Genomic DNA, 23,829 nt, shown 5'->3' on the forward strand with positions numbered 1-23,829 from the left:
ATCTCTCGATTCATTGCCTGCCCACCCTTGCGGGGCGAGCGATCCGCCGATCAATCGGCATCCCCTGACAGCGGCGCGCCGGGATCGGCACGCCCCTACCCATCAGTCTTCGTCGTCGGTCGGCACGACGTCGGCGGGAACATCGCCGACACCGCCCAACAGCTCGTCCTCGCTGGGCTCCGAGCTGGCTACCGGCATTTCCTTCTCGAGCACGTCATCGGGAAGCGCAGCCTCGATATCCTCAGCCTCTTCTTCCACCGACGGCTCCTGCACACGCTCAAGGCCCACCAGTTTTTCGTCGCTGGCGAGCTTGATCAGGGTTACGCCCTGGGTATTGCGGCCGGAGCTGGACACCTCGTCGACACGGGTACGCACCAGGGTGCCCTGGTCGGAAATCAGCATGATTTCCTCGCCGTCCTGCACCTGGATTGCGCCGACCAACTTGCCGTTACGCTCACTGGTGACCATCGCGATGACGCCCTGGCCACCACGACCGCGACGCGGGAATTTGCCCAGGCCCGTACGCTTGCCGAATCCACGCTCGGACGCGGTGAGGATCTGCGCACCGGACTCGGGAATCAGCATGGAGATCAGTTGCTGGTCCTTGCCCAGGCGCATGCCACGCACGCCGCGAGCGGTACGCCCCATGGTACGCACCTTGCTCTCGGCGAAACGCAGCACCTTGCCAGCGTCGGAGAACAGCATGACTTCCTTGGCGCCGTCGGTGATGGCGGCAGCGATCAGGGTGTCACCCTCCTCCAGTCTCAGCGCTATCAGGCCGGCGCTACGCGGACGGCTGAACTGCACCAGCGGGGTTTTCTTCACGGTACCGAAGGCGGTGGCCATGAAGATGTAGGCACCCGTCGGCTCGGCGACCAGCTCAGGCGTTTCGCCCTCGACTTCCTCGACTTCCTCGGCCTCGATCACCTCGACGGCTTCGCCCTCGATCACCACGCCTTCGGCTTCGTCCAGGTCCTCGTCGTCACCAGAGCCTTGCTGCAGGGCCTCTAGATCGACCTGCAGCATCGCGGTAATGCGCTCGCCTTCGTCCAGCGGCAACAGGTTGACCAGCGGACGTCCACGCGCCGTGCGCGAAGCCTCCGGGATCTCGAAAGTACGCAGCCAGTAGACCTTGCCTTTGCTGGAGAACAGCAGCAGGGTCGCGTGGCTGTTGGCCACCAGCAGGTGCTCGATGTAGTCCTCGTCCTTCACACCGGTCGCCGACTTGCCCTTGCCGCCGCGACGCTGCGCCTGGTAGGCGGCCAGCGGCTGGGACTTGGCGTAGCCACCGTGGGAAATGGTTACTACACGGTCCTCTTCGGTGATCAGGTCGGCGATGGTCAGGTCGACCTGGGAGGCGACGATCTCGGTACGGCGCGCATCGCCGAACTCCGCCTTGACCTTCTCCAGCTCCTCGCGGATGACTTCCATCAGGCGCACGGGGTTGGTCAGGATGCGGATCAGCTCGCCGATTTGGGCCAGGATTTCCTGGTACTCGGCCAGCAGCTTTTCATGCTCCAGGCCGGTCAGACGGTGCAGGCGCAGTTCGAGGATCGCCTGAGCCTGTTCCGGCGACAGATAATATTTACCGTCACGCAGGCCATACTGCGGATCGAGGTCTTCCGGTCGGCAGGCGTCGGCCCCGGCACGCTCCACCATCGCTTCCACTGCGCTGGATTCCCAGGCGGTGGCGATCAGACGCTCCTTCGCCTCGGCCGGTGTCGGCGAGGTCTTGATCAGCTCGATCACCGGATCGATGTTCGAAAGGGCAACGGCCTGGCCTTCGAGGATATGGCCACGTTCGCGTGCCTTGCGCAGTTCGTAGACGGTCCGCCGGGTCACCACTTCGCGGCGGTGGCGGACGAACACTTCGAGCATGTCCTTGAGGTTCAGCGTGCGCGGCTGGCCGTCGACCAGGGCCACCACGTTGATGCCGAACACGCTCTGCAGCTGGGTCTGGGCATAGAGGTTGTTGAGCACCACCTCCGCCACTTCGCCGCGGCGCAGCTCGATGACCACGCGCATGCCGTCCTTGTCGGACTCGTCGCGCAGCTCGGTGATGCCTTCCAGCTTCTTCTCTTTCACCAGCTCGGCGATCTTCTCGATCAGCCGCGCCTTGTTCAGCTGGTACGGCAGCTCGGTAATGACGATCTGCTGGCGATTGCCGGTCTTGTCGATGTCCTCGACCTCGGCGCGGGCACGCATATAGATGCGGCCACGGCCGGTGCGGTAGGCCTCGATGATCCCGGCACGGCCATTGATGATACCGGCGGTGGGGAAGTCCGGGCCCGGGATGTAGCGCATCAGGTCGTCGACCGTCAGCTCCGGGTTGTCGATCAATGCCAAGCAGCCATCGATCACCTCGCCCAGGTTGTGCGGCGGGATGTTGGTGGCCATGCCCACGGCGATACCGGAGGAGCCGTTGACCAGCAGGTTGGGAATCTTGGTCGGCATGACCGCCGGAATCTGCTCGGTGCCGTCGTAGTTCGGCACCCAGTCGACGGTTTCCTTGTCCAGATCGGCCAGCAGTTCGTGGGCCAGCTTGGCCATGCGCACTTCGGTGTATCGCATGGCCGCGGCGTTGTCGCCGTCCACCGAACCGAAGTTGCCCTGCCCGTCCACCAGCATGTAGCGCAGCGAGAACGGCTGGGCCATGCGCACGATGGTGTCGTAGACCGCGGTATCGCCGTGCGGGTGGTATTTACCGATCACGTCACCGACCACACGGGCGGATTTCTTGTAGGGCTTGTTCCAGTCGTTGCCGAGCTCGCTCATCGCGTAGAGCACGCGGCGGTGCACGGGCTTCAAGCCATCGCGCGCATCCGGCAGAGCACGTCCGACGATCACGCTCATCGCGTAATCGAGATAGGACTGTTTCAGCTCGTCTTCGATATTGACCGGGAGAATTTCTTTGGCCAGTTCGCCCATGAGAAGCCTGGTTCCTTTTTCTGATGAACCCCGAGCATCCATCCTGGAATGTCACGAGGCGCGCCGCTGTGGCACCTGGCCACAACGACTCACGACAAATCAACGAGTTAAGCCGACGATTCGGGCAGTCGGACGGCCCATGCGAGGCCGTCCGGAAAACTGCCGGAGCTTATCACAGTCGCCGTCCCGCACCTACCCCGCCGGACGCGCCGCCCGGCTTCAGTGGAGGCGCTTGCGGCACATGAGCTGCGCCATTTTCGCCGCGTCCGGGCGCTCCACCACGCCTTTCTCGGTCACGATGGCATCGATGAGGTCGGCCGGCGTCACATCGAAGACCGGATTGAACGCTTCGACATCCGCCGCCACGCGCTTGCCGCCCAGTTCCAGCAACTCGCTGCCGTCGCGCTCTTCGATCGGGATGTCGTCGCCGGTTTCCAGGGCCATGTCGATGGTCGAACTGGGCGCCACCACCATGAAGCGCACGCCGTGGTGCATGGCGTTGACCGCCAGTTGATAGGTGCCGATCTTATTGGCCACGTCGCCGTTCGCCGTGATGCGGTCGGCACCGACGATGACCCAGGTGATGCCCTTGGTCTTCATGATATGGGCGGCGGCCGAATCGACGTTCAGGCTTACCGGGATGCCTTCGTTGGCCAGCTCCCAGGCGGTGAGACGCGAACCTTGCAGCCAGGGACGGGTTTCGTCCGCGTAGACGCGCTCGACCAGCCCCTCCAGGTTCGCCGCCCGGATCACGCCGAGGGCGGTACCGAAGCCACCGGTCGCCAGGGCACCGGTGTTGCAGTGGGTCAGCAGCGCCTGCGGCCGCGAGCCGACCCGGCGAATCAGCTCGACGCCGAGCTGGGCCATGGTCAGGTTGGCCTCACGGTCGCTCAGGTGAATGGCCTCGGCCTCGGCTTCCAGCGCCGCCAACGGGGTTTCGCCTTCCTTGAGTCGCTCCAGCCGTTCGCGCATGCGGTTCAGCGCCCAGAACAGATTGACTGCCGTGGGCCGGGAAGCCGCCAAGACGTCGAAATCGCTCTCCAGTGCAGCGCGCCAGTCACCACCCTCCGCAAGCCGAGCACGCAGGCCCAACACCACGCCGTAGGCAGCACTGATGCCGATGGCCGGAGCCCCGCGGACCACCATGCTGCGAATCGCCTCGGCCACGGCCTCGGCGGAATCGTAGGCCAGCCAGCGCTCCTCGGACGGCAACAGACGCTGATCCAGCAGATGCAGCCTGCCATCCCGCCACTCAATGGCCTTGACCTTCTCCGCTGCCAGCAATCGCTCGCGCATGGCTACACCTCGTATCCTGAAACGAAAAAGCGGGGATTATAGCGAGCCTCCCGCCGAGGTGCTCGGGTATACTGCGGCATCTTCGACGACCGCCCAAGGACGCCCGCCATGCATGACCCCGCCGCCCCGCTCGACCTCCTGCTCCTGCCGACCTGGCTGGTGCCGGTCGAACCCGCCGGCGTCGTCCTCCAGGAGCATGCACTGGGCATCCGCGACGGTCGCATCGCCCTGATTGCGCCCCGCGCGGAAGCGCTCCGGCATGCCTGCAACGAGGTACGCGAACTGCCCGGCATGCTGCTCGCCCCCGGCCTGATCAACGCCCACGGTCACGCCGCGATGACACTGTTCCGCGGCCTGGCCGACGACCTGCCGCTGATGACCTGGCTGGAACAGCACATCTGGCCGGCCGAAGCCCGCTGGGTGGACGAAGCGTTCGTCCGCGACGGCACCGAGCTGGCCATCGCCGAACAGCTCAAGGGCGGCATCACCTGCTTCTCCGATATGTACTTCTATCCGGAAGTCGCCAGCGAACTGGTCCACAAGAACGGCATTCGGGCACAGATCTGCATTCCCGTCCTCGATTTTCCGACGCCCGGCGCTCGCGATGCCGCCGAAGCGCTGCGCAAGGGCGTGGCGCTGTTCGATGACCTCAAGCACCACCCGCGCATCAAGGTGGCCTTCGGCCCGCACGCGCCCTACTCGGTCAGCGACGACAAGCTGGAAAACGTGCGCATGCTGGCCGACCAGTTGGACGCCAACATCCATATGCACGTGCAGGAAACCGCCTTCGAGGTGCAGCAGGCCCTCGACCAGAACGGCGAGCGTCCGCTGGCGCGGTTGGCCCGCCTCGGCCTGCTCGGCCCACGCTTCCAGGCCGTGCACATGACCCAGGTGAACGACGACGACCTGGCCCTGCTGGTAGAAAGCAACAGTAGCGTCATCCACTGCCCCGAATCGAACCTCAAGCTGGCCAGCGGTTTCTGCCCGGTCGAGCGGCTCTGGCAGGCCGGCGTCAATGTTGCCGTCGGCACCGACGGCGCGGCGAGCAACAACGACCTGGACCTGCTCGGCGAGACCCGCACCGCTGCGCTGCTGGCAAAAGCCGTGGCCGCTTCGGCCACCGCCCTGGATGCCCATCGCGCACTGCGCATGGCCACCCTGAACGGTGCCCGCGCCCTGGGCATCGACGATTGCACCGGCTCGCTGGAAATCGGCAAGTTCGCCGATCTGGCCGCCTTCGATCTGTCCGGGCTGGCCCAGCAGCCGATCTACGACCCGGTGTCGCAACTGATCTATGCCAGCGGTCGCGATTGCGTGAAGCACGTCTGGGTCGGGGGCAAGCAGTTGCTCGACCAGGGCCGCCTGACCCGCCTGGACGAAGAACGACTGGGCGCCAAGGCCCGCGAATGGGGCGCGAAGATCGCCGCACCCCGGCACAATTGAAACCGTCCCCTCGGGGCACTGCGACAAACTGCCTCAATGCCGAGCCGGCCCGTGGCGCTCACGGGCCGGCACGAAACTGGCAAGATGCACGTTTCGGAACCGGCCCTCGCGCCCAGCTTCAGGAATCACTATGAGCAACGTCGACCACGCCGAAATCGCCAAATTCGAAGCCCTGGCCCATCGCTGGTGGGATCGCGAGAGCGAGTTCAAGCCACTGCACGACATCAACCCGCTGCGTGTGAACTGGATCGACGAGCGCGTCCAGCTCGCCGGCAAGAAGGTGCTCGACGTCGGCTGCGGCGGCGGCATCCTCAGCGAAGCCATGGCCAAGCGCGGCGCCACCGTCACCGGCATCGACATGGGCGAAGCGCCCCTGGCGGTCGCGCAGCTGCACCAGCTCGAGTCTGGCGTGGAGGTGGAGTACCGGCAGATCACCGCCGAAGCGCTGGCCGAGGAGATGCCCGGCACGTTCGACGTGGTCACCTGCCTGGAAATGCTCGAACACGTCCCCGACCCAGCCTCGGTGATCCGCGCCTGCCATCGCCTGGTCAAGCCCGGCGGGCAGGTGTTCTTCTCCACCATCAACCGCAACCCCAAGGCCTACCTGTTCGCCGTGATCGGCGCCGAGTACCTACTGCGCCTGCTGCCACGCGGCACCCATGATTTCCGCAAGTTCATCCGGCCGTCCGAACTGGGCGCCTGGTCCCGCGCCGCCGGCCTGCAGGTGAAGGACATCATCGGTCTCACCTACAACCCGCTGACCAAGCACTACAAGCTGGAAGCGGACGTCGACGTCAATTACATGATTCAAACCCTGCGCGAGGAGTAAGCAGTCTTATGCGCCTGAGAGCGGTTCTTTTCGACATGGACGGCACCCTGCTCGACACGGCACCGGACTTCGTCGCGGTGGTCCAGGCGATGCGCGAAGCACGCGCCCTGCCCCCGGTGGACGAAACCCAGGTGCGCGACGTGGTTTCCGGCGGCGCCCGGGCCATGGTCATCAATGCCTTCGATGTGGACCCCTTCTCTCCCGAGTTCGAGGTGTTGCGCCTGGAATTCCTCGAGCGTTACCAGAATCACTGCGCCGTCCGTACGCGCTTCTTCGACGGCATGGCCGAACTGCTGGAAGATATCGAGCGGGCCAGGCTGATCTGGGGTGTGGTGACCAACAAACCGGTGCGCTATGCCGAACCCATCATGCAGCAGCTCGGCCTGGCCGAACGCTCGGCGGTGCTGGTCTGCCCCGATCACGTGAAGAACAGCAAACCCGACCCGGAACCGCTGCTCCTTGCCTGCAGCCAGCTCGGCCTGGACCCGGCCAGCGTGCTGTTCGTCGGCGACGACCTGCGCGACATCGAATCCGGACGCGCCGCCGGCACCCGTACGGTGGCGGTGACCTACGGTTATATCCACCCCGAGGACAACCCGCGCAGTTGGGGCGCCGATGCTGTGATCGAGCACCCCCTGGAACTGCGCCGGCTGCTCGATCAGGCGATGTGTAGCTGCTAAGCGCAAGCTGCAAGCTGCAAGCTGCAAGCTGCAAGCTGCAAGCTAGCCTGGAGCCGACAGCAAGCCACGGCAAGACTCATTCTTTCGCTTCTTGATAATGGCGACGTGACGCTCGCCGCTCTCCGAAGGAGACAACGATGTTCCAATATTCCGCCCGCCCCGATCTGCTCAAGGACCGGGTGATCCTGGTCACCGGCGCCGGCCGGGGCATTGGCGCCGCCGCGGCGAAGACCTTCGCTGCCCATGGCGCCACCGTGCTGCTGCTGGGCAAGACGGAAGAGCATTTGACCCGCGTCTACGACGAGATCGAAGCCGCCGGGCACCCGCAGCCGGCGATCATCCCGTTCAACCTCGAAACCGCCATGCCGCATCAGTACGACGAACTGGCGGCGACGGTGGAGCGTGAATTCGGCCGCCTGGACGGGCTGCTGCACAACGCCGCCCTCATCGGCCCGCGCACACCGCTCGAGCAGTTGTCAGGCGACAACTTCATGCGTGTCATGCAGGTCAACGTGAACGCCATGTTCATGCTTACCAGCGTGATGCTGCCCCTGTTGAAGCTCTCCAGCGATGCGTCGGTGATCTTCACGTCCAGCAGCGTCGGCCGCAAGGGGCGCGCCTATTGGGGGGCCTACGCCGTCTCCAAGTTCGCCACCGAGGGGCTGATGCAGGTACTGGCCGACGAGGTGGAAGGCACCTGTGCCGTTCGCGCCAACAGCGTCAATCCCGGCGCCACCCGCACCGACATGCGCGCCCAGGCCTATCCTGGCGAGAATCCGATCAAGAACCCGGAACCGGAGCAGATTATGCCGGTCTATCTGTACCTGATGGGCCCGGACAGCACCGGCGTGAACGGCCAGGCCTTCGACGCGCAATAACCTCCCCAGCCTGTGCGGGCTCCCGCACAGCCTGCCACGGCGGCCAATGCGGTCGCCGCCTCCCTCCGCCGGTAAACCGGCGTCCCGACATAGCGAACGGCATCAAATTGCCATCTTTCTGTCAGGTTACCGGCAAGAAGTGGCCGTTCGTATTATTCGAAATCGATCAACTCATTGATTTTTAAAGATATAAATTGAGTGCCGAGGAGATGGCATGGAATTCGCTCTAGAACCTTCGTCGTCGCTCCACGCGCATTCAAGGTGCCGCAGCATGGGCCAACTCCCGCAAAACAACACGATCGATTTCGATGCAGCAAAACTGCAGCGCATGGGCTTCGCCAATACGCGCCAGAACGCTCGCCAGCCGATCAGTCTCGCCGAACTCCAGCGTCAGCTCAGCCTGCAATTGCAGACCAGCCTGGAAGCCGAGCGCATCCTCGATCTCTTCTTTCGCGAAGTACAGCGGCTGATTCCGCTGGATGCTCTTACCTATCAACATCAGGGCAGCGATCTGCGCCTCGAGTTCGGCAAGCGTGCCAGCCACTCGGCCGGTTACCGCCTCAGCCATGACAGCGAATACCTCGGCGAACTGACGTTTCGCCGCAACCAGCGCTTCAGCGATCACGACCTGGCCCAACTGGAGTCCCTGCTCGCCAGCCTGATGTTCCCGCTGCGCAACGCCCTGCTTTATCGCAGGGCGATCCAGAACGCCTTGCGCGACCCGCTGACCGACACTGGCAACCGCATCGCCATGGATCAGGTCCTGCAACGGGAAGTGGACATGGCCCGCCGGCATCTGCAGCCGCTGTCGCTGCTGATGCTCGACCTGGACCACTTCAAGCGCATCAATGACACCTACGGCCACAGCACTGGCGACGAAGTGCTGAAGGCCGTGGCCACCACCCTGAAAGAACAACTGCGCAACGTCGACATGGTGTTCCGCTTCGGCGGCGAGGAGTTTCTCGTGCTGCTGTCGAACACCAGCCGCGAGGCGGCCGAGATGATCGGGGAACGCCTGCGCAAGGCGGTGTTCCAGCTGCAATTCCTCGTCCAAGGGCACCCTATCGAACTGTCGATCAGCCTCGGCTGCGCCAGCCTGCTGCCCGGAGAATCGGTGGACAGCCTGCTGCGCCGCGCCGACAACGCGCTCTATACCGCCAAGCGCAGCGGTCGCAATCGGCTGACGATGGCTGGCTGACCTCATCCAAAAGCAGGACAAAAAAGAGGGGCTCGCATGAGCCCCTCTTTTCATTTCGGGTCGATCAACGCTTTCGCCCGAATCCGGGGCGCTGCCCTTCGCTCGGCGGCGGGCCGCGGCGCTTCGCCGGGACAGGTGCCGGCTTGCGGGACGGGCGCTCGGTCAGCTCGGGCGTCGGACGCTCCTGCTTGGCCGGACGCTTCTTGTTCACGTCACGCGGACGCTCGGCCAGCGGCGTACCGCCCGGCTTGCGTTCCCGCGCCGGCGCCTGGCGCTCGCCCTGCGGACGCGGTGCACGGACCGGACGCTCGCCACCCTCGGAACGCGGCGCGCGAGGTGGACGCTCACCACCACCCTCGGGGCGCGATGGACGCATCGGCTTGCCGGTTTCCGGGTCGCGCAGTACGCGTGCCGGCCTGTCGCCGTCCTCGCGCCGGGGAGCACGCCCGCGCGGTACCACCGGCTTGGCCGACTTGCGCTGCAGACGCTCCAGCTTTTCGCGGAACTTGCCCTTCATTTCCGGCAGCGGAACCGGCTTCAGGCCGACTTCGGCGCTAAGGATGTCGATCTCGCCCTGCCCCATCTCGCGCCAGCGGCCCATACTCAGCTCGGAAGTGAGGAATACCGGACCGAAACGCACCCGCTTCAGGCGGCTTACCACCAGTCCCTGGGATTCCCAGAGGCGACGCACTTCGCGGTTGCGGCCTTCCATCACCACACAATGGAACCAGTGGTTGAAGCCTTCGCCACCGGGCGCTTCCTGGATGTCGGTGAAGCGAGCGGGACCGTCTTCCAGCATCACTCCGGTCTTCAGCCGCTCGATCATGTCCTCGGTGACTTCGCCACGCACACGCACGGCATATTCGCGGTCCATCTCGTAGGAGGGGTGCATCAGGCGGTTGGCCAGTTCGCCGTCGGTGGTGAACAGCAGCAGGCCAGTGGTGTTGATGTCAAGGCGACCGATGTTGATCCAGCGCCCCGCCTTCAGGCGCGGCAGGCGGTCAAAGACGGTCGGTCGGCCTTCCGGATCGTCGCGGGTGCAGACTTCGCCTTCCGGCTTGTTGTAGATGAGGACGCGGCGCACTGTCTCGGCGGCTTCTTCACGCTTGAGCAGGCGGCCGTCGACGCTGATGGCGTCATGGGAATCGACGCGCTGGCCGAGGCTGGCGACCGCGCCATTGACCTTGACCCGGCCTTCGCCGATCCAGCTTTCGATGTCGCGCCGCGAGCCCAGGCCCATGCGCGCCAGGACTTTCTGCAGTTTTTCGCCGTGGGCGACGTGAGGGGTATCTTCGTGCTCGGTCATCTGGGCACCTCCCGGTGTGACTGTTCCGATTGAAAGGGCGCGCATCATACGCGCATCGACGCGCCAGCGCACAAGCTTTCAGCCTAGCCGAGACCGAGGCAAACGGCAGACAAAAAAATCCCGATGCGGAGCCGTGACTCAACCGCACCGGGACAAGCACACCTGTGTCAGGTTTTCTCAGGAATCCAGCAGCGCCAAGGCCTCAGCACTGGTACGGGTGACCCGCTCCCAGTCGCCGTTCTTGATCCAGCCGCTGTCGAGCATCCAAGTGCCGCCAACGCACATCACGTTGGGCTGGGCCATGTAGCTCTTCAGGTTATCCAGGCTGACGCCGCCGGTCGGGCAGAAGCGCACACCGCCGAAGGGGCCGGACAACGCCTTGAGCGCGGCGACGCCACCGGCGACTTCCGCCGGGAACAATTTGAATCGGCGATAGCCCAGGGCATAGCCGGTCATCAGCTCGGAGGGCGTGCAAATACCCGGCAACAGCGGTACCGGGCTGTCCAGCGCCGCTTCGAGCAATTCCTTGGTCGAACCCGGCGTGACGATGAACTGGGCACCGGCCTCCACTGCCGCGGCGAACATATCCAGGTCCAGCACGGTACCGGCGCCGACGCACAGGTCCGGGCGCTCCCGGCGCAGCTGGCGGATCGCGGTCAGGCCATGGGCGGAACGCAGGGTCACTTCCAGGGTGCGCAGGCCACCGGCGGCCAGCGCATCGGCCAGGGGCAGGATGTCTTCCTCACGGGCGATGGTGATCACCGGGAGGATGCGCGCGCGGGCGCAGAGGTCGTCGATCAGGGTGATCTTGTCGGCCATGGTCATATCGGCTGTCCTTCGGGCCTCACGGGCACCAGTAAATCTCGAGTGGGGGTCGCAGGAACGCGCGGATCGGCATGCCCAGGGCATCGTCGCCGGCCACTGCCGCTCGCAGGGTGTTCAATTTGGCCTCGCCCTGGATCGCCAGTAGCGGCAGGCGCGCCGAGGCGAGCAGCGGGTAGGTCATGGTCAGACGCTGGCGCGGAACGCTCGGCGCCTGCATCGGCAGGCAGCGCCGCTCGCATTCGGGATGCAGCGCGTCGGCCAGGTTCGGGCTGCGCGGGAACAACGAGGCACAGTGGCCATCGTCGCCCATGCCCAGCACCAGCACGTCGATCGGCAGCGCCAGCTCGGCCAGGGCGTGGTCGGTCTGCGCAGCGGCCTCTTCCAGGGCCGGCGCCGCCCGGTACAAACCGAGGAAACGCGCCGAAGCCGCCGCGCCGCGCAACAGATGGCGACGCACCAGCCCTTCGTTGCTTTCCGGGTGCTCCACTGGCACCCAGCGCTCGTCGGCCAAGCTGATCAGGACGCGCGACCAGTCCAGTTGCTGCCCGGACAGCGCCTCGAAGAACGCCGCCGTGCTACGACCGCCGGAGACCACCAGGGTCGCACGACCATGGCTGTCGATGGCCGCGCGCAAGGCCTCGGCCACGGCCTGGGCCATTGCGCTGGCGTGTTGCGTTGCGTCGACCAGGCTGTGGGCTACCACGCCGGCCGGCAGATCCACTTTATAAATCGCCATACCAGGACCTCCCATCGCGGGTAATGAGCGCGATCGATGCCACCGGTCCCCAGGTACCTGCCGCATAGGGCTTCGGCGAATCGCCCAGGCGCTTCCAGCCGTCGATCAACTGGTCGCACCAGCGCCAGGCGTACTCCACCTCGTCCTTGCGTACGAACAGATACTGGTTGCCCTGCATCAGCTCCAGCAGGAGCCGCTCGTAGGCGTCGGGGATGCGAGCGCTCTTGTAGGTTTCGGAAAAATTCAGTTGCAGCGGGCCGCTGCGCAGGTGCATGCCCTTATCCAGCCCCTGGTCCTTGGTCATCACCTGCAGCGACATGCCCTCGTCCGGTTGCAGACGGATGATCAGCCGGTTGCTGATCAGCGCCCGTTGCTCCGGCGCGAAGATGTAGAACGGCGGCTCTTTGAAATGGATGACGATCTGCGACAGCTTCTGCGGCATGCGCTTGCCGGTACGCAGATAGAACGGCACGCCGGACCAACGCCAGTTACAGATGTCGGCACGCAGGGCGACGAAGGTCTCGGTGTCGCTTTCGGCATTGGAGTTCTCTTCCTCCAGGTAGCCGGGCACCGGCTTGCCGTCGCTGCTGCCCGAGGTGTACTGGCCACGCACCACCCGCTGGCTGAGCTTGTCGGCGGTAATCGGTGCCAGGGCCTTGAGCACCTTGACCTTCTCGTCGCGGATGCTGTCGGCGGACAGGTCGCTGGGCGGGTCCATGGCGATCAGGCAGAGCAACTGCAGCAGGTGGTTCTGAATCATGTCGCGCAACTGACCAGCCTGGTCGAAGTAGCCCCAGCGGCCTTCGATGCCGACCTTCTCCGCCACGGTGATCTCGACGTGGGAGATGTGGTGCTGGTTCCACTGGGTTTCGAACAGACTGTTGGCGAAGCGCAGGGCGATCAGGTTCTGCACCGTCTCCTTGCCCAGGTAGTGGTCGATCCGGTAGATGCGGCTCTCCGGGAAGTACTGCGCCACCGCCTCGTTGACCACACGCGACGACTCCAGGTCATGACCGATGGGCTTCTCCAGCACCACCCGGGCGCGCTCGGCGAGCCCGGCGGCGGCGAGGTTCTCGCAGATCGGCCCGTAGACCGACGCCGGCGTGGCGAAGTACGCGATCAGCGTCTCCGCATCGGCGACCCGCTCGGCCAGCGTGGTGTAGGCCACGGCATCGCGGAAATCCATGGTCAGGTAGCTCAGGCGCGCCTGGAAGCGCTGCATGACCGTTTCGTCGATTTCCTTGTTCGGCACGTGACGGCGCAGGTGCTCGTCGATGAACGCCAGGTGCTTGCGCTCGTCGCCGACATCGCGGGCCAGGGCCAGGATGCGCGTATCGGCGTGCAGCAGGCCGGCGCGATCCAACTGATAGAGCGCGGGGAAGAGCTTGCGCAGCGCCAGATCGCCAAGCGCGCCGAACAGGGCAAAGGTACAGGGGTCAACCGTAATCGCTGGCATAAATTTGGTTTCTACTAACAATGTAAATGGGAAATTACGCCAAACCTCAGGGCGAATTAAGCCCTAAAAGTAGTAATAAAAACAACATTTCGTTAAAAAAATAACATCCGGTTGGTGCGAACCCGGCGCCACCAGTAGGATAGGCCACCGAATCTGAGCCCCCGGTAAAGGAAGAGACATGGAGCGCGTGAGAAATCTCCTGGAGCAGATCCAAAATCGTCTCGAGGAACTGAACAAGGCCGAACGCAAGGTGGCCGAGGCGATCCTGCGCGACCCGCAACAGGCCACCCGCTTCAGCATCGCCGCCCTCGCCCAGGCGGCGAAGGTCAGCGAGCCGACGGTCAACCGCTTCTGCCGCTCCTTCAACGTCAGCGGCTATCCCGAACTGAAGATGCAATTGGCGCAGAGCCTCGCCAGCGGCGCCGCCTACGTCAGCCGCGCGGTGGAGGCCGACGACAGCCCCGAGGCGTACACCCGGAAGATTTTCGGCAGCACCATCGCCTCCCTGGACAGCGCCTGCCAGTCCCTCGACCCGCAGGTGATCAGCCGTGCCGTGGACCTGCTGATCCAGGCCCGGCAGATCCACTTCTTCGGCCTCGGCGCCTCGGCCCCGGTGGCACTGGACGCGCAGCACAAGTTCTTCCGCTTCAACCTCGCCGTATCCGCCCATGCCGACGTGCTGATGCAACGCATGCTTGCCTCGGTGGCACATACCGGCGATCTGTTCGTGATCATTTCCTACACCGGACGCACCCGCGAACTGGTGGACGTGGCCAAGCTGGCGCGGGAAAACGGCGCCTCAGTGCTCGGCCTCACCGCCGCCGGCTCGCCGCTGGCCAAGGTCTGTACCCTGAGCCTGGATATCCCGCTGCCGGAGGACACCGACATCTACATGCCGATGACCTCGCGGATCATCCAGCTCACCGTGCTCGATGTACTCGCCACGGGCGTGACCCTGCGCCGCGGCGTGGACTTCCAGCCGCACCTGCGCAAGGTCAAGGAGAGCCTGGTGCCGACGCGCTACCAAGCCGACGAAGACCTCGGCTGAGGCATCGTTTTACTCCAACGACGCCTTCAGACCGAGCGAAGCGACCTCGCCGGGCTTCAGGCAGAGGCTCTCGTGGATACCGCCGGCCGCCTCGACGCAGAGAAAACCCAACGCCTCGCTCCAGCTCACATCGCGCAGCGGCCGGCTGCCGGGGTGCCAGACCAAGGTCTCGGGACTGCCGCCGGTATCGAGGCGCAGGCGCCGTTGCCAGATGCCGTCGTACATGCGCAGCGGCCCACCCGGCTGGAACAGCAGGTCGCAGCCGTCGCCGATGCGCAACTCACCCTGCTGGCTGAAGTCCTGCCGCGTCGGCAGCTCCAGGCCTTTCCTGCCTTGCAGGCCGCCCAGGCTGGCACCGGCGATGTCGCCGATGCGCCAATAGGCATGCAGCGCCTGGCTGAGCAGGCAGGGCTCGCTGTCCTCGTGGGAGGTTTGCAGACGCAGTTGCAACGTATCGCCCAGCTCGGCATCCAGGCGCACGCGCCAGTCGCACAGCTCCAACTCCCAACTGACATAAAGGCCCTGCTCGTCGGCCTCGTTGCGCAACAGCTTCCATTCTTCCAGCCGTGCCCAGCCGTGGGCCGGCCAACCGTTCTGGGTCGGATGACGACCGAACCAGGGCCAGCACACCGGGACGCCGCCACGGATGGCGCCCACCTGCGGCCAGCGCGGCGCGCACCAGAGCATTGGTCGTTCGCCACGCGGCTGGAAATGCAGCAATTGACCGCCCTGGCGGCTGAACACCGCCTGACAGCGCGGATGGTCGAGCACCAGCAGTTCACGCCCGTGCAGGCGCACCCAGGCGAAACGCTGCCCGCGCGGCAGGGGGAACAGGCCGGTGAACGGATGTTCGGAGGGCTGGCCGGACCGATCCGGCCCGGCCAGCGAAGGAGAAACAGGGTGCATCAGGTCCAGGCCCGCATAAGTGAATCGCCAATAGTTCAGCTTTAGACCACGGACGCCGACCGCCCTTGCAACGGCACACCCGGGCCCACCGTCGGACGGACGGCAGGCCCGGAACCCATCACTTCCACCAGTACTCGACCTGCACGCCGAAGTTGGAACCGTGCCGCGCGGTACCGAAGGTGCCGGTATCGGACAACGCCGAGCCCGGGTCCATCTGACTCGCCGCCACCTGCGCCGCCTTGTTCCAGCTCGCATAGGTGTAATACAGGCGGATTTCCGGGCGTTCCCAGAAACCGGGACCAGACGGCGACCAGGTCGGCGCGATGGTGAACTTGGTCAGCTTGCGGGTGCCATCGGTGGCGTCCACCTGGTCGTGGCCGAGTTCCGTGACCAGCTTGAACTGCTCGGTGATCGCGTAGGACGGCCGCACGCCGATGGACAGCCAGTCCTGGTCGGCGCCGTCGTCACGGGTGTCCTTCTGGTAGACCACCTGGAACTGCCCGCCGAAGCGTGGCGTGGCCTGCCAGTCGAAGAACTCCACGACACGCCAACTCTTGGCGCTGTTATCCAGGGTCACGTCGCCGGTATAGCCGAGACCGGTACCGGGCCCGCGCCCGTACTGCACGGCGAAGGTGTTGCCGCCGCCGAGGAAGCCGTCCTGCTTGTGCTGCGCGGTCACCGCCCAGCCGCTGTGGGCGTCGGTGCTGTCGGGCTTGTCGATGTAGCTGACGCCGAACTCCAGCTCACCGCCCGGGTTGGTATCGAAGCCGCCGACATTGAAGTCATGACGGTTGATATAGGCCTCCTGGAACACACTGTCCTTGCGCGAGAAGGCGTAGCTGTACTTCAACCCGCCCAGCTCGTAGTCCTCGATACCGGCACCGGTGGCGCTCTGGTTCCAGTAGTAGAAGTCGGAGATATGGATGTCGTTCCGCTTGTAGAAACGCCGCCCGGCCCACAGGGAACCGCCGTTGAGCGCCGGCACCTTGCTCCACTCGGCGTACATCTGGTTCATCCGGGCGAAACCGTAGTCGCCGGTGAACTTGGGTGTATGGCCGTACTGGTTGTACAACTGGGCCATGCCCTCGATGCTGAGGACCGAACCGTCGTCCAGGGTGAACAGGTCCTGGCGCAGGTCCAGCTCGATGTACTGCTCGCACTCGTTACCGAGACGGTACTTGGATTGCGCACCGGGCAACTGGAAGCAGGACTGCGTCCCACCCTCAGTCGAACCACCCGCCCCGCTGCGCAGATAGCCGCTGAAATCCAGGGCCATGGCAGCGCCCGGCAGGGCCAGCGAACCCAGCGTCAGTGCCAGGCCGAGTCTTCTTCTTGTTTTCATTGCTCACTCCCACTGTTGTTATTGTTTTTACAGCCATCGGTACTGCCTGCCGCCAGCGGCCTTCCTCCGGGTCTGACTGCACGAGCCGGAGGTCGTTCTCCGCTGGCGGCGTCTTTCACCGTCCTTTGAACTGGGCCACATTGCGCGGGCGCTCGGCGGGCTGCGCGCCCAGGCGCTCGCCGCTCTGCGCGTCGAACAGCAACACCTTCGCCGGGTCGAACTGCAGCGTCAGGCTCTCGCCTACCTGCGGGGCGAGGTCCGGCGCCATCCGGCAGCAGACCTTGGTGTCGTTGAGGGAAACGAACACCAGGGTGTCCGGACCGGTGGGCTCGATCACGTCGACCTCGGCGCGCACGGCAGGCAGGCCGACGTCGCCCTTGCCCACTACGATCTGCTCCGGACGCACGCCGAGAATCACGTCGCGCCCTTCCAGCGCGGCGTCGTCTGCCACCGTCAGCGGCAGCTCGCAACGAGCCTGCCCGCTGTCGAGGATCGCCAGCCATTGCCCGCCCTGGCGCTGCACGCGCAGCGGGATGAAATTCATCGGCGGCGAACCGATGAAGCTGGCGACGAACAGGTTGGCGGGGTCGTTGTAGATCTGCTGCGGAGTGCCGAATTGCTGGACGATGCCGTCCTTCATCACCGCCACCTTGTCGCCCAGGGTCATGGCCTCGATCTGATCGTGGGTCACGTAGACCGTGGTGGTCTTCAGGCGCTGGTGCATCAGCTTGATTTCGGTGCGCATCTCCACGCGCAGCTTGGCGTCGAGGTTCGACAGCGGCTCGTCGAACAGGTAGATCTTTGGCCGCCGCGCCAGCGCCCGCCCCATGGCCACACGCTGCTGCTGGCCGCCGGAGAGCTGCGAGGGCTTGCGCGTCAGCAGGTGCTCGATCTGCAGCAGCTTGGCGACCCGCGCCACCTCCTCGTCGATCTTCTCCTGCGGCACCTTGCGCATCTTCAGGCCGAAGGCGATGTTGTCGCGCACATTCATGGTCGGGTACAGCGCATAGGACTGGAACACCATGGCGATGTCCCGATCCTTCGGGCTCATGCCGCTGATATCCGAGCCTTCGACGAGAATTTCGCCACCGGTGATGTCTTCCAGGCCGGCGATGCAGTTCATCAGGGTGGATTTGCCGCAGCCGGACGGGCCGACCAGGATCAGGAATTCGCCGGACTCGATCTTCAGGTCGATGTTCTTCAGCGTGTCGGGCAGGCCGGAGCCGTAGCGTTTGTGGACGTTACGCAGTTCGAGGGATGCCATCGTGTTTTACCTCAACCTTTGACCGCGCCGGCCGTCAGACCGCGCAGGAAGTACTTGCCGGCCAGCACATAGACCACCAGCGTAGGGAGGCCGGCGATCATCGCGGCGGCCATGTCGACGTTGTATTCCTTGGCGCCGGTACTGGTGTTCACCAGGTTGTTCAGCGCCACGGTGATCGGCTGGGAGTCGCCGCTGGCGAACACCACACCGAAGAGAAAGTCGTTCCAGATCTGGGTGAACTGCCAGATCAGGCAGACCATGATGGTCGGCACCGACATCGGCAGCAGGATGCGTCCGAAGATGGTGAAGAAGCCCGCCCCATCGAGCCGCGCGGCGCGCACCAGGGCGTCCGGGATGCTGACGTAGAAGTTGCGGAAGAACAGCGTAGTGAAGGCCAGGCCGTAGACCACGTGGACCAACACCAGCCCCGTCGTGGTGTTGGCCAGCCCCAGCTTGCCGAGGGTGAAGGAGGCCGGCAGCAGGATCACCTGGAACGGCAGGAAGCAGCCGAACAGCAGCAGGCCGAAGAACAACTGAGAACCGCGAAAGCGCCACATCGACAGCACGTAGCCGTTCAGCGCGCCGAGCAGCGTGGAAATCACCACCGCCGGCACGGTGATCTTCACCGAGTTCCAGAAGAAGCCGCCGACGCTGTCCCAGGCCTTGGCCCAGCCGATGACGGTGAACACGTCCGGCCAGGACAACAGGTTGCCGCCGCGGATGTCGTCCGGGGTCTTGAAGCTGGTCAGCAGCATCACCACCAGCGGCACCAGATAGACCGCACAAGCCAGCAGCAGGGTCGCGTGGATCGCCAAGCGGCTGGGGCTGAAGGGCTTGTGCCCGACCACACTAGTCATGGCGCTTGTTCCTCAATTCCGAATACAGGTAGGGCACGATGATGGCCAGCACCGCGCCGAGCATGAGCATCGCGCTCGCCGCGCCGAGGCCCATCTGGCCGCGGGTGAAGGTGTGGGCGTACATGAACATCGCCGGCAGGTCGGAGGCGTAGCCGGGGCCGCCGGCGGTCATTGCCGCCACCAGGTCGAAGCTCTTGATGGCGATGTGGGCGAGGATCATCAGGGCGCTGAAGAACACCGGGCGCAGGCTCGGCAGGACGATGCGCAGGTAGATGCTCGGCAGGCTCGCCCCATCCACCTGGGCGGCGCGGATGATCGACGGGTCGACCCCGCGCAAGCCGGCGAGGAACAACGCCATGACGAAGCCGGAGGATTGCCAGACGGCGGCGATCACCAGGCAGTAGACGACCCGGTCCGGGTCCACCAGCCAGTCGAAACGGAAACCATCCCAGCCCCAGTCGCGCAGCAGCTTGTCCAGGCCCAGGCCGGGGTTGAGCAGCCACTTCCAGGCGGTGCCGGTGACGATCATCGACAAGGCCATGGGATACAGGTAGACGGTGCGGATGAAGCCTTCGCGGCGGATGCGCTGGTCGAGCAGCACGGCCAGGACTACGCCGATCACCAGGCTGATGGCGATGAACAGGCCACCGAACACCAGCAGGTTCTTGCTCGCCACCCACCAGCGATCGTTGTCCCACAGGCGCAGGTACTGCTGGAAGCCCACCCACTTATAGCTGGGCATGAAGCGCGAGTTGGTGAAGGACAGCAGGAAGGTCCAGAAGATGTAGCCGTAGAAGCCGACCAGCACGATCAGCATGCTCGGCGCCAGTACCAGCTTGGGTAGCCAGTTTTGCAACGCGTCCAGCGGCGAAGCCTTGGCGAAGACAGCGGTTGAGCTCATGGAAAACAGCTCCGAAGTGGGTGGATATCGCCCCTCTCCCCGCGGGGAAGAGGTTCTTGCGGATGCAGGTCGCCGTGGCGCCTGCAAGGCACCCGCAGAATCGGGAACGCCGGGAAAAACGGGGCCGCCTACCCGGGCGGCCCCTTGCCCTCACTGGACCGCTTGAATCGCTGCGGCCAGTTGCTGCGCCGCTTTCTTGGGATCGGCAGCCGGGTCGTTGAAGAAGTTGGTCACCACGTCGAACACCGCACCCTGCACGTAGCTGGAGGCGGCCATGCCGTGGGCCAGGCTGGGCTGCAGGCCCGGTCCCTTGGCGGCTTCCTTGAAGTCGGCCATGGATTGCTGGGCGCAGCTGTCGAAGGCACTCATGTCCTCATCCAGACGCACCGGGATGGAGCCCTTGTTCTGGTTGAAGAACTGCTGGAACTTGGAGCCGAGCACGGTCCGCGCCAGGTCTTCCTGGGCCTTGCGGTCCTCTTCCTTGCTCAGCTTGAACATGGCCAGGGAGTCGACGTTGAAGGCGAAGCTGCCCTGGGTGCCGGGGAACGGCAGGCACTGGTAGTCCTTGCCGGCGACCTTGTTGGCGGCGGTCCATTCGCTCTTGGCCCAGTCGCCCATGATCTGCATGCCGGCCTTGCCGTTGATCACCATGGCGGTGGCGGTGTTCCAGTCGCGCCCGGCGGCATCGGCGTCGATGTAGTCGCGCAGCTTCTTCAGGGTGGCGAAGGCCTGGACCATCTTGTCGCCGGTGAGGGTGTCCTTGTCGAGATCGACGAAGGCTTTGCGGTAGCCCTCCGGGCCGAGGACGCTGATCACGATGTCCTCGAACACGGTGCCGTCCTGCCACGGCTGGCCGCCATGGGCGACGGGCACGAAGCCGGCCGCCTTGAGCTTGTCGGCGGCGGCGAAGAACTCATCGAGGGTCTTCGGCGGGGTGGCGCCGGCCTTGGCGAATACCTCGGGGTTGATCCACAGCCAGTTGACGCGGTGCACGTTGACCGGCACGGCCACGTAGGCGCCGTCGTATTTCATGATGCCGGCGATCTGCTTGGGCAGGATCTCGTCCCACTTGTTTTCCTTGGCGACATCATCGAGGTCGGTGAGCAGGCCCAACTCGCCCCATTCCTGGATGTCCGGCCCCTTGATCTGCGCGGCGGCGGGCGGGTTGCCGGATACGGCGCGGGTCTTCAGCACGGTCATGGCGGCTTCGCCACCGCCACCGGCCACGGCGAAATCCTTCCAGGTGTGGCCCTGTTCTTCGACCAGTTGCTTGAGGGTATCGGCGGCGCGCTTTTCGCCACCGGAGGTCCACCAGTGAAGCACTTCGACTTCACCGGCATGGGCGGCGAACGGAATCAGGGAGGCAAGGGAAACAGCAGCGGCGAGACGAGTGATCGCTTTCATTCGAGATATTCCTTTCTTGTTTTTATGCAAGGCAAGTCGGAGCTTGCGTTGCAGGGATTCTAGGCACGGCCCGCAAGCCGTCGGGTAACGAAGGGATAGGAGATGGTCACGACCTTGTTACAAAACACCTAGCGGCAAGCGCGCTCGGCGGGACGAATGCTCTGACTTGCAGCTTGGGGCTTGCAGCTTGCCGCTGCGATTCACCTTGGCAAAACCAAGGTGACCCGCAGCCCGCCTTCGCGCAGGTTCTGCAAGGTGACCTCCCCTCCATGGGCATGGGCGATGTTGCGGGCGATGCCGAGACCAAGACCGTAGCCCTGCTGGTTGCCGGCCAGGCGGAAATGCGGTTCGAAGACCTTCTCCAGGCGCTGCTCGGGTACGCCGGGTCCCTCGTCGTCAACGTGCAGGGTGAACACCCTACCGTCGTCTTCAATATGCAAATGGGCTTTCTCACCGTACTTGAGCGCATTGTCCAGGAGGTTGCCGATGCAGCGCTTGAGTGCCAGCGGCTTGCCCGGATAGGGCGCCACCGCCCTGCCCTCCAGGGTTACCCGGCCGTTGCCGGTGGGGGCGAGATAGGGCTCGGTGACGGTATCGAGCAGCAGGTTGAGGTCCACCGGCTCGATGTTCTCGTGGATGTCGGTGTCCTTGACGCATTGCAGCGCGCCTTTCACCAGCAGCTCCAGCTCGTCCAGGTCGCGGCCGAACTTGGCCTGCATGGCCTCGTCCTCCAGCAGCTCGACGCGCAGGCGCAGTCGGGTGATGGGGGTGCGCAAGTCGTGGGAAATGGCGCTGAACAACTGGCTGCGCTCGTTCAAATAACGGCCGATGCGCTCGCGCATGCTGTTGAAGGCACGGCTGACCTCCACCACCTCGCTGCCGCCGTGCTCGGGCAGCGGCTCCACCTCGCTGCCCAGGGACATTTCCCGCGCCGCCCGCGCCAGGCGCTTGAGCGGCCGGCTCTGCCAGTGCACCAGCAAGCCGATGAACAGCAGCAGAAAGGTACTGGTCATCACGATGAAGCCGATCTGCTGCGCCGGCAGCCCCTCCTGTTCCAGACTGACGTAAGGCGCCGGCATCAGCGAAGCGAGGTAGAGCCACTCGTCCGGCGCGATCTGGATTTGCGTGACCAGCACCGGCGGGTTCAGCGGCTCCAGGCTCAGGGCGTAATGAGCCCAGGAACGCGGCAGTTCGTCCAGGCTGATTTCGCCGTTGAAGATGCGCAGGTCGTCCGGGCTGACGAACTGCACCGACAGGTCCACCGACTTGCCCAGGCGCTGCCGCAGCACCTCCTCCACCGCCTGCAGCACCGCCCGCTTGCGCGGCGTGTCCGGCAGGACCTGCATGTTCAGCGGCCGCTGGTTGAGCGAGACGAAGAAGCGCGTACCGCCCATGCTGCGCAATTGGTCCAGCACCAGCGGCCGGTAGCCCAACGGCAGGGAGCGGAAGTAGCTGACGCTGGCGGCCATGGAATGCGCCAAGCTACGCGCACTGGTGAGCAGCCCTTCCATCTGGCTGGCGCGCAACTGGGAAACCCAGATCAGGCTGGACAGCGCCTGGGCCAGTAGCACCACCAGCAGGGTCAGGAACAGCATGCGTCCGAGCAGCGAGCGCGGCACCGGCAAGCGCCAGCGCCGCCGGACGGCTTCCCCCGTGTTCTCTTCGACGCTCACGGCCGGTACCCATCGCCGCACGGCACCACCTGCGCTGCCAGCAGATAGCCGGCGCCGCGCACGGTGCGGATCAGCCGCGGCGCCTTGCCGGTATCGCGCAGGCGTTGGCGCAGGCGGCTCACCGCCATGTCAACGATGCGTTCGAGCGGCATCACCTCGCGACCCCGGGTGGCATTGCCGATGGTGTCGCGGTCGAGAATCTGCATGGGATGGTCGAGGAACAACTTGAGCAGGGCGAAATCGGCGCCGGAGAGGAACACCTCCTCGCCATCCACGTGGAACAGCCGGTGGCTGATCAGGTCCAACCGCCACTCGTCGAACGCCAGCACATCGCCAGCGGGTCGATCCTGGGTGAAGTGGGCACGGCGCAACAGCGCCTTGATCCGCGCCAGCAGCTCGCGCGGACTGAACGGCTTGCCCAGGTAGTCGTCGGCGCCCAGCTCCAGGCCGATCACCCGGTCGGTCTCGTCGGAGCTGGCGGTCAGCATGATCACCGGCATCTGCGCCAAGCGCTGGTGCTCGCGCACCCAGCGGCAGAGGCTGAAGCCATCTTCGTCGGGCAGCATCACATCGAGAATCACCAGATCGGCCACTTCGTCCTGGATGGCCTGGCGGAAGCCGGCGCCATCGCCGACGGTGCGCACCTGGAAGCCGGCGCGGCTCAGGTAGGTTTGCAGCAGTTCGCGAATTTCCTCGTCATCGTCGACAAGGAGAATGGATTTTCCGGGTTGGCTCACGTCCACACCTTGTTGTTATGACAACGCGCGTAGCTTAGCGCGCTTCGGGCGCCCCGAACGAAACCGCATCGGCCAAGGCGAACCCGTTCACTTTTGGCATCCGTGGCCTGCCAGAGCCTGCT

The 23,829-nt window shown here is 65.0% G+C and carries 20 protein-coding genes; 6 read left to right on the forward strand and 14 right to left on the reverse strand.

Annotated elements, in window-relative coordinates:
* Nucleotides 1-102: 102 nt before the first annotated feature.
* Together gyrA and mtnA are read right to left on the reverse strand one after the other, a co-directional pair.
* Entirely contained in the window at nt 103-2,928 is a 2,826-nt protein-coding gene (gene gyrA / locus PIN01S_RS05925) for a DNA gyrase subunit A (protein ID WP_084334334.1), read from the reverse strand.
* Between the two features lie 219 nt (nt 2,929-3,147).
* Entirely contained in the window at nt 3,148-4,224 is a 1,077-nt protein-coding gene (gene mtnA / locus PIN01S_RS05930) for an S-methyl-5-thioribose-1-phosphate isomerase (protein ID WP_084334336.1), read from the reverse strand.
* Between the two features lie 108 nt (nt 4,225-4,332).
* Between mtnA and PIN01S_RS05935 the strand changes: the two genes are divergently transcribed.
* The 5 genes from PIN01S_RS05935 to PIN01S_RS05955 all read left to right on the forward strand — a co-directional run bounded on the left by PIN01S_RS05935 (nt 4,333) and on the right by PIN01S_RS05955 (nt 9,252).
* Nucleotides 4,333-5,667 (forward strand): TRZ/ATZ family hydrolase, encoded by a 1,335-nt coding sequence (locus tag PIN01S_RS05935; protein WP_084334338.1) that lies wholly within the window; start codon nt 4,333-4,335, stop codon nt 5,665-5,667.
* 130 nt (nt 5,668-5,797) lie between these two features.
* On the forward strand, nt 5,798-6,496 hold the full coding sequence (gene ubiG, locus PIN01S_RS05940; protein WP_084334340.1) for a bifunctional 2-polyprenyl-6-hydroxyphenol methylase/3-demethylubiquinol 3-O-methyltransferase UbiG: 699 nt from the start codon (nt 5,798-5,800) through the stop codon (nt 6,494-6,496).
* Between the two features lie 8 nt (nt 6,497-6,504).
* Entirely contained in the window at nt 6,505-7,176 is a 672-nt protein-coding gene (gene mupP / locus PIN01S_RS05945; protein WP_084334342.1) for an N-acetylmuramic acid 6-phosphate phosphatase MupP, read from the forward strand.
* 137 nt (nt 7,177-7,313) lie between these two features.
* The gene (locus PIN01S_RS05950) at nt 7,314-8,054 is read left to right on the forward strand and encodes a YciK family oxidoreductase (RefSeq protein WP_084334344.1); all 741 of its coding nucleotides are present in this window, start codon (nt 7,314-7,316) and stop codon (nt 8,052-8,054) included.
* Nucleotides 8,055-8,325: 271 nt separating this feature from the next.
* Nucleotides 8,326-9,252, forward strand: coding sequence for a GGDEF domain-containing protein (locus tag PIN01S_RS05955; protein ID WP_084334346.1), 927 nt, complete (start codon nt 8,326-8,328; stop codon nt 9,250-9,252).
* Nucleotides 9,253-9,316: 64 nt separating this feature from the next.
* Here PIN01S_RS05955 and rluB read toward each other — a convergent pair whose 3' ends face one another.
* The 4 genes from rluB to zwf form a co-directional block, all read right to left on the reverse strand.
* The gene (rluB, locus tag PIN01S_RS05960) at nt 9,317-10,558 is read right to left on the reverse strand and encodes a 23S rRNA pseudouridine(2605) synthase RluB (protein WP_084334348.1); all 1,242 of its coding nucleotides are present in this window, start codon (nt 10,556-10,558) and stop codon (nt 9,317-9,319) included.
* Nucleotides 10,559-10,735: 177 nt separating this feature from the next.
* The gene (locus tag PIN01S_RS05965; RefSeq protein WP_244505951.1) at nt 10,736-11,383 is read right to left on the reverse strand and encodes a bifunctional 4-hydroxy-2-oxoglutarate aldolase/2-dehydro-3-deoxy-phosphogluconate aldolase; all 648 of its coding nucleotides are present in this window, start codon (nt 11,381-11,383) and stop codon (nt 10,736-10,738) included.
* A gap of 19 nt (nt 11,384-11,402) precedes the next feature.
* Nucleotides 11,403-12,119: a 6-phosphogluconolactonase gene (gene pgl, locus PIN01S_RS05970; protein WP_084334350.1), complete on the reverse strand. Its 717-nt coding sequence runs from the start codon at nt 12,117-12,119 to the stop codon at nt 11,403-11,405.
* The gene (gene zwf, locus PIN01S_RS05975; protein WP_084334352.1) at nt 12,106-13,575 is read right to left on the reverse strand and encodes a glucose-6-phosphate dehydrogenase; all 1,470 of its coding nucleotides are present in this window, start codon (nt 13,573-13,575) and stop codon (nt 12,106-12,108) included. Before zwf ends, pgl begins: the two co-directional genes overlap by 14 nt.
* A 187-nt stretch (nt 13,576-13,762) precedes the next feature.
* On the opposite strand from zwf, the gene PIN01S_RS05980 reads away from it, so the two are divergent.
* The gene (locus tag PIN01S_RS05980; protein ID WP_170837188.1) at nt 13,763-14,623 is read left to right on the forward strand and encodes a MurR/RpiR family transcriptional regulator; all 861 of its coding nucleotides are present in this window, start codon (nt 13,763-13,765) and stop codon (nt 14,621-14,623) included.
* Nucleotides 14,624-14,632: 9 nt separating this feature from the next.
* Here PIN01S_RS05980 and PIN01S_RS05985 read toward each other — a convergent pair whose 3' ends face one another.
* The 8 genes from PIN01S_RS05985 to PIN01S_RS06020 form a co-directional block, all read right to left on the reverse strand.
* Nucleotides 14,633-15,529, reverse strand: a complete 897-nt coding sequence (locus tag PIN01S_RS05985) for a D-hexose-6-phosphate mutarotase (RefSeq protein ID WP_084334356.1) — start codon at nt 15,527-15,529, stop codon at nt 14,633-14,635.
* 118 nt (nt 15,530-15,647) lie between these two features.
* Complete coding sequence (locus tag PIN01S_RS05990; RefSeq protein ID WP_084334358.1) at nt 15,648-16,871, reverse strand: maltoporin; 1,224 nt, start codon at nt 16,869-16,871, stop codon at nt 15,648-15,650.
* A gap of 115 nt (nt 16,872-16,986) precedes the next feature.
* Nucleotides 16,987-18,135, reverse strand: a complete 1,149-nt coding sequence (locus PIN01S_RS05995) for an ABC transporter ATP-binding protein (protein ID WP_084334360.1) — start codon at nt 18,133-18,135, stop codon at nt 16,987-16,989.
* Between the two features lie 11 nt (nt 18,136-18,146).
* Nucleotides 18,147-18,992, reverse strand: coding sequence for a carbohydrate ABC transporter permease (locus PIN01S_RS06000; RefSeq protein ID WP_084334362.1), 846 nt, complete (start codon nt 18,990-18,992; stop codon nt 18,147-18,149).
* Entirely contained in the window at nt 18,985-19,893 is a 909-nt protein-coding gene (locus PIN01S_RS06005) for a carbohydrate ABC transporter permease (protein WP_084334364.1), read from the reverse strand. Before PIN01S_RS06005 ends, PIN01S_RS06000 begins: the two co-directional genes overlap by 8 nt.
* A gap of 150 nt (nt 19,894-20,043) precedes the next feature.
* Complete coding sequence (locus PIN01S_RS06010; RefSeq protein WP_084334366.1) at nt 20,044-21,297, reverse strand: ABC transporter substrate-binding protein; 1,254 nt, start codon at nt 21,295-21,297, stop codon at nt 20,044-20,046.
* Nucleotides 21,298-21,497: 200 nt separating this feature from the next.
* A complete protein-coding gene (locus tag PIN01S_RS06015) occupies nt 21,498-22,916 on the reverse strand; it encodes an ATP-binding protein (protein ID WP_169715790.1) in 1,419 nt (472 codons plus the stop codon).
* Between the two features lie 50 nt (nt 22,917-22,966).
* Nucleotides 22,967-23,707 (reverse strand): response regulator, encoded by a 741-nt coding sequence (locus PIN01S_RS06020; RefSeq protein ID WP_084334368.1) that lies wholly within the window; start codon nt 23,705-23,707, stop codon nt 22,967-22,969.
* Nucleotides 23,708-23,829: the final 122 nt, after the last annotated feature.

Origin of the sequence: Pseudomonas indica NBRC 103045 (assembly GCF_002091635.1) — a bacterium.
GTDB classification, from domain to species: Bacteria; Pseudomonadota; Gammaproteobacteria; order Pseudomonadales; family Pseudomonadaceae; genus Pseudomonas_M; species Pseudomonas_M indica.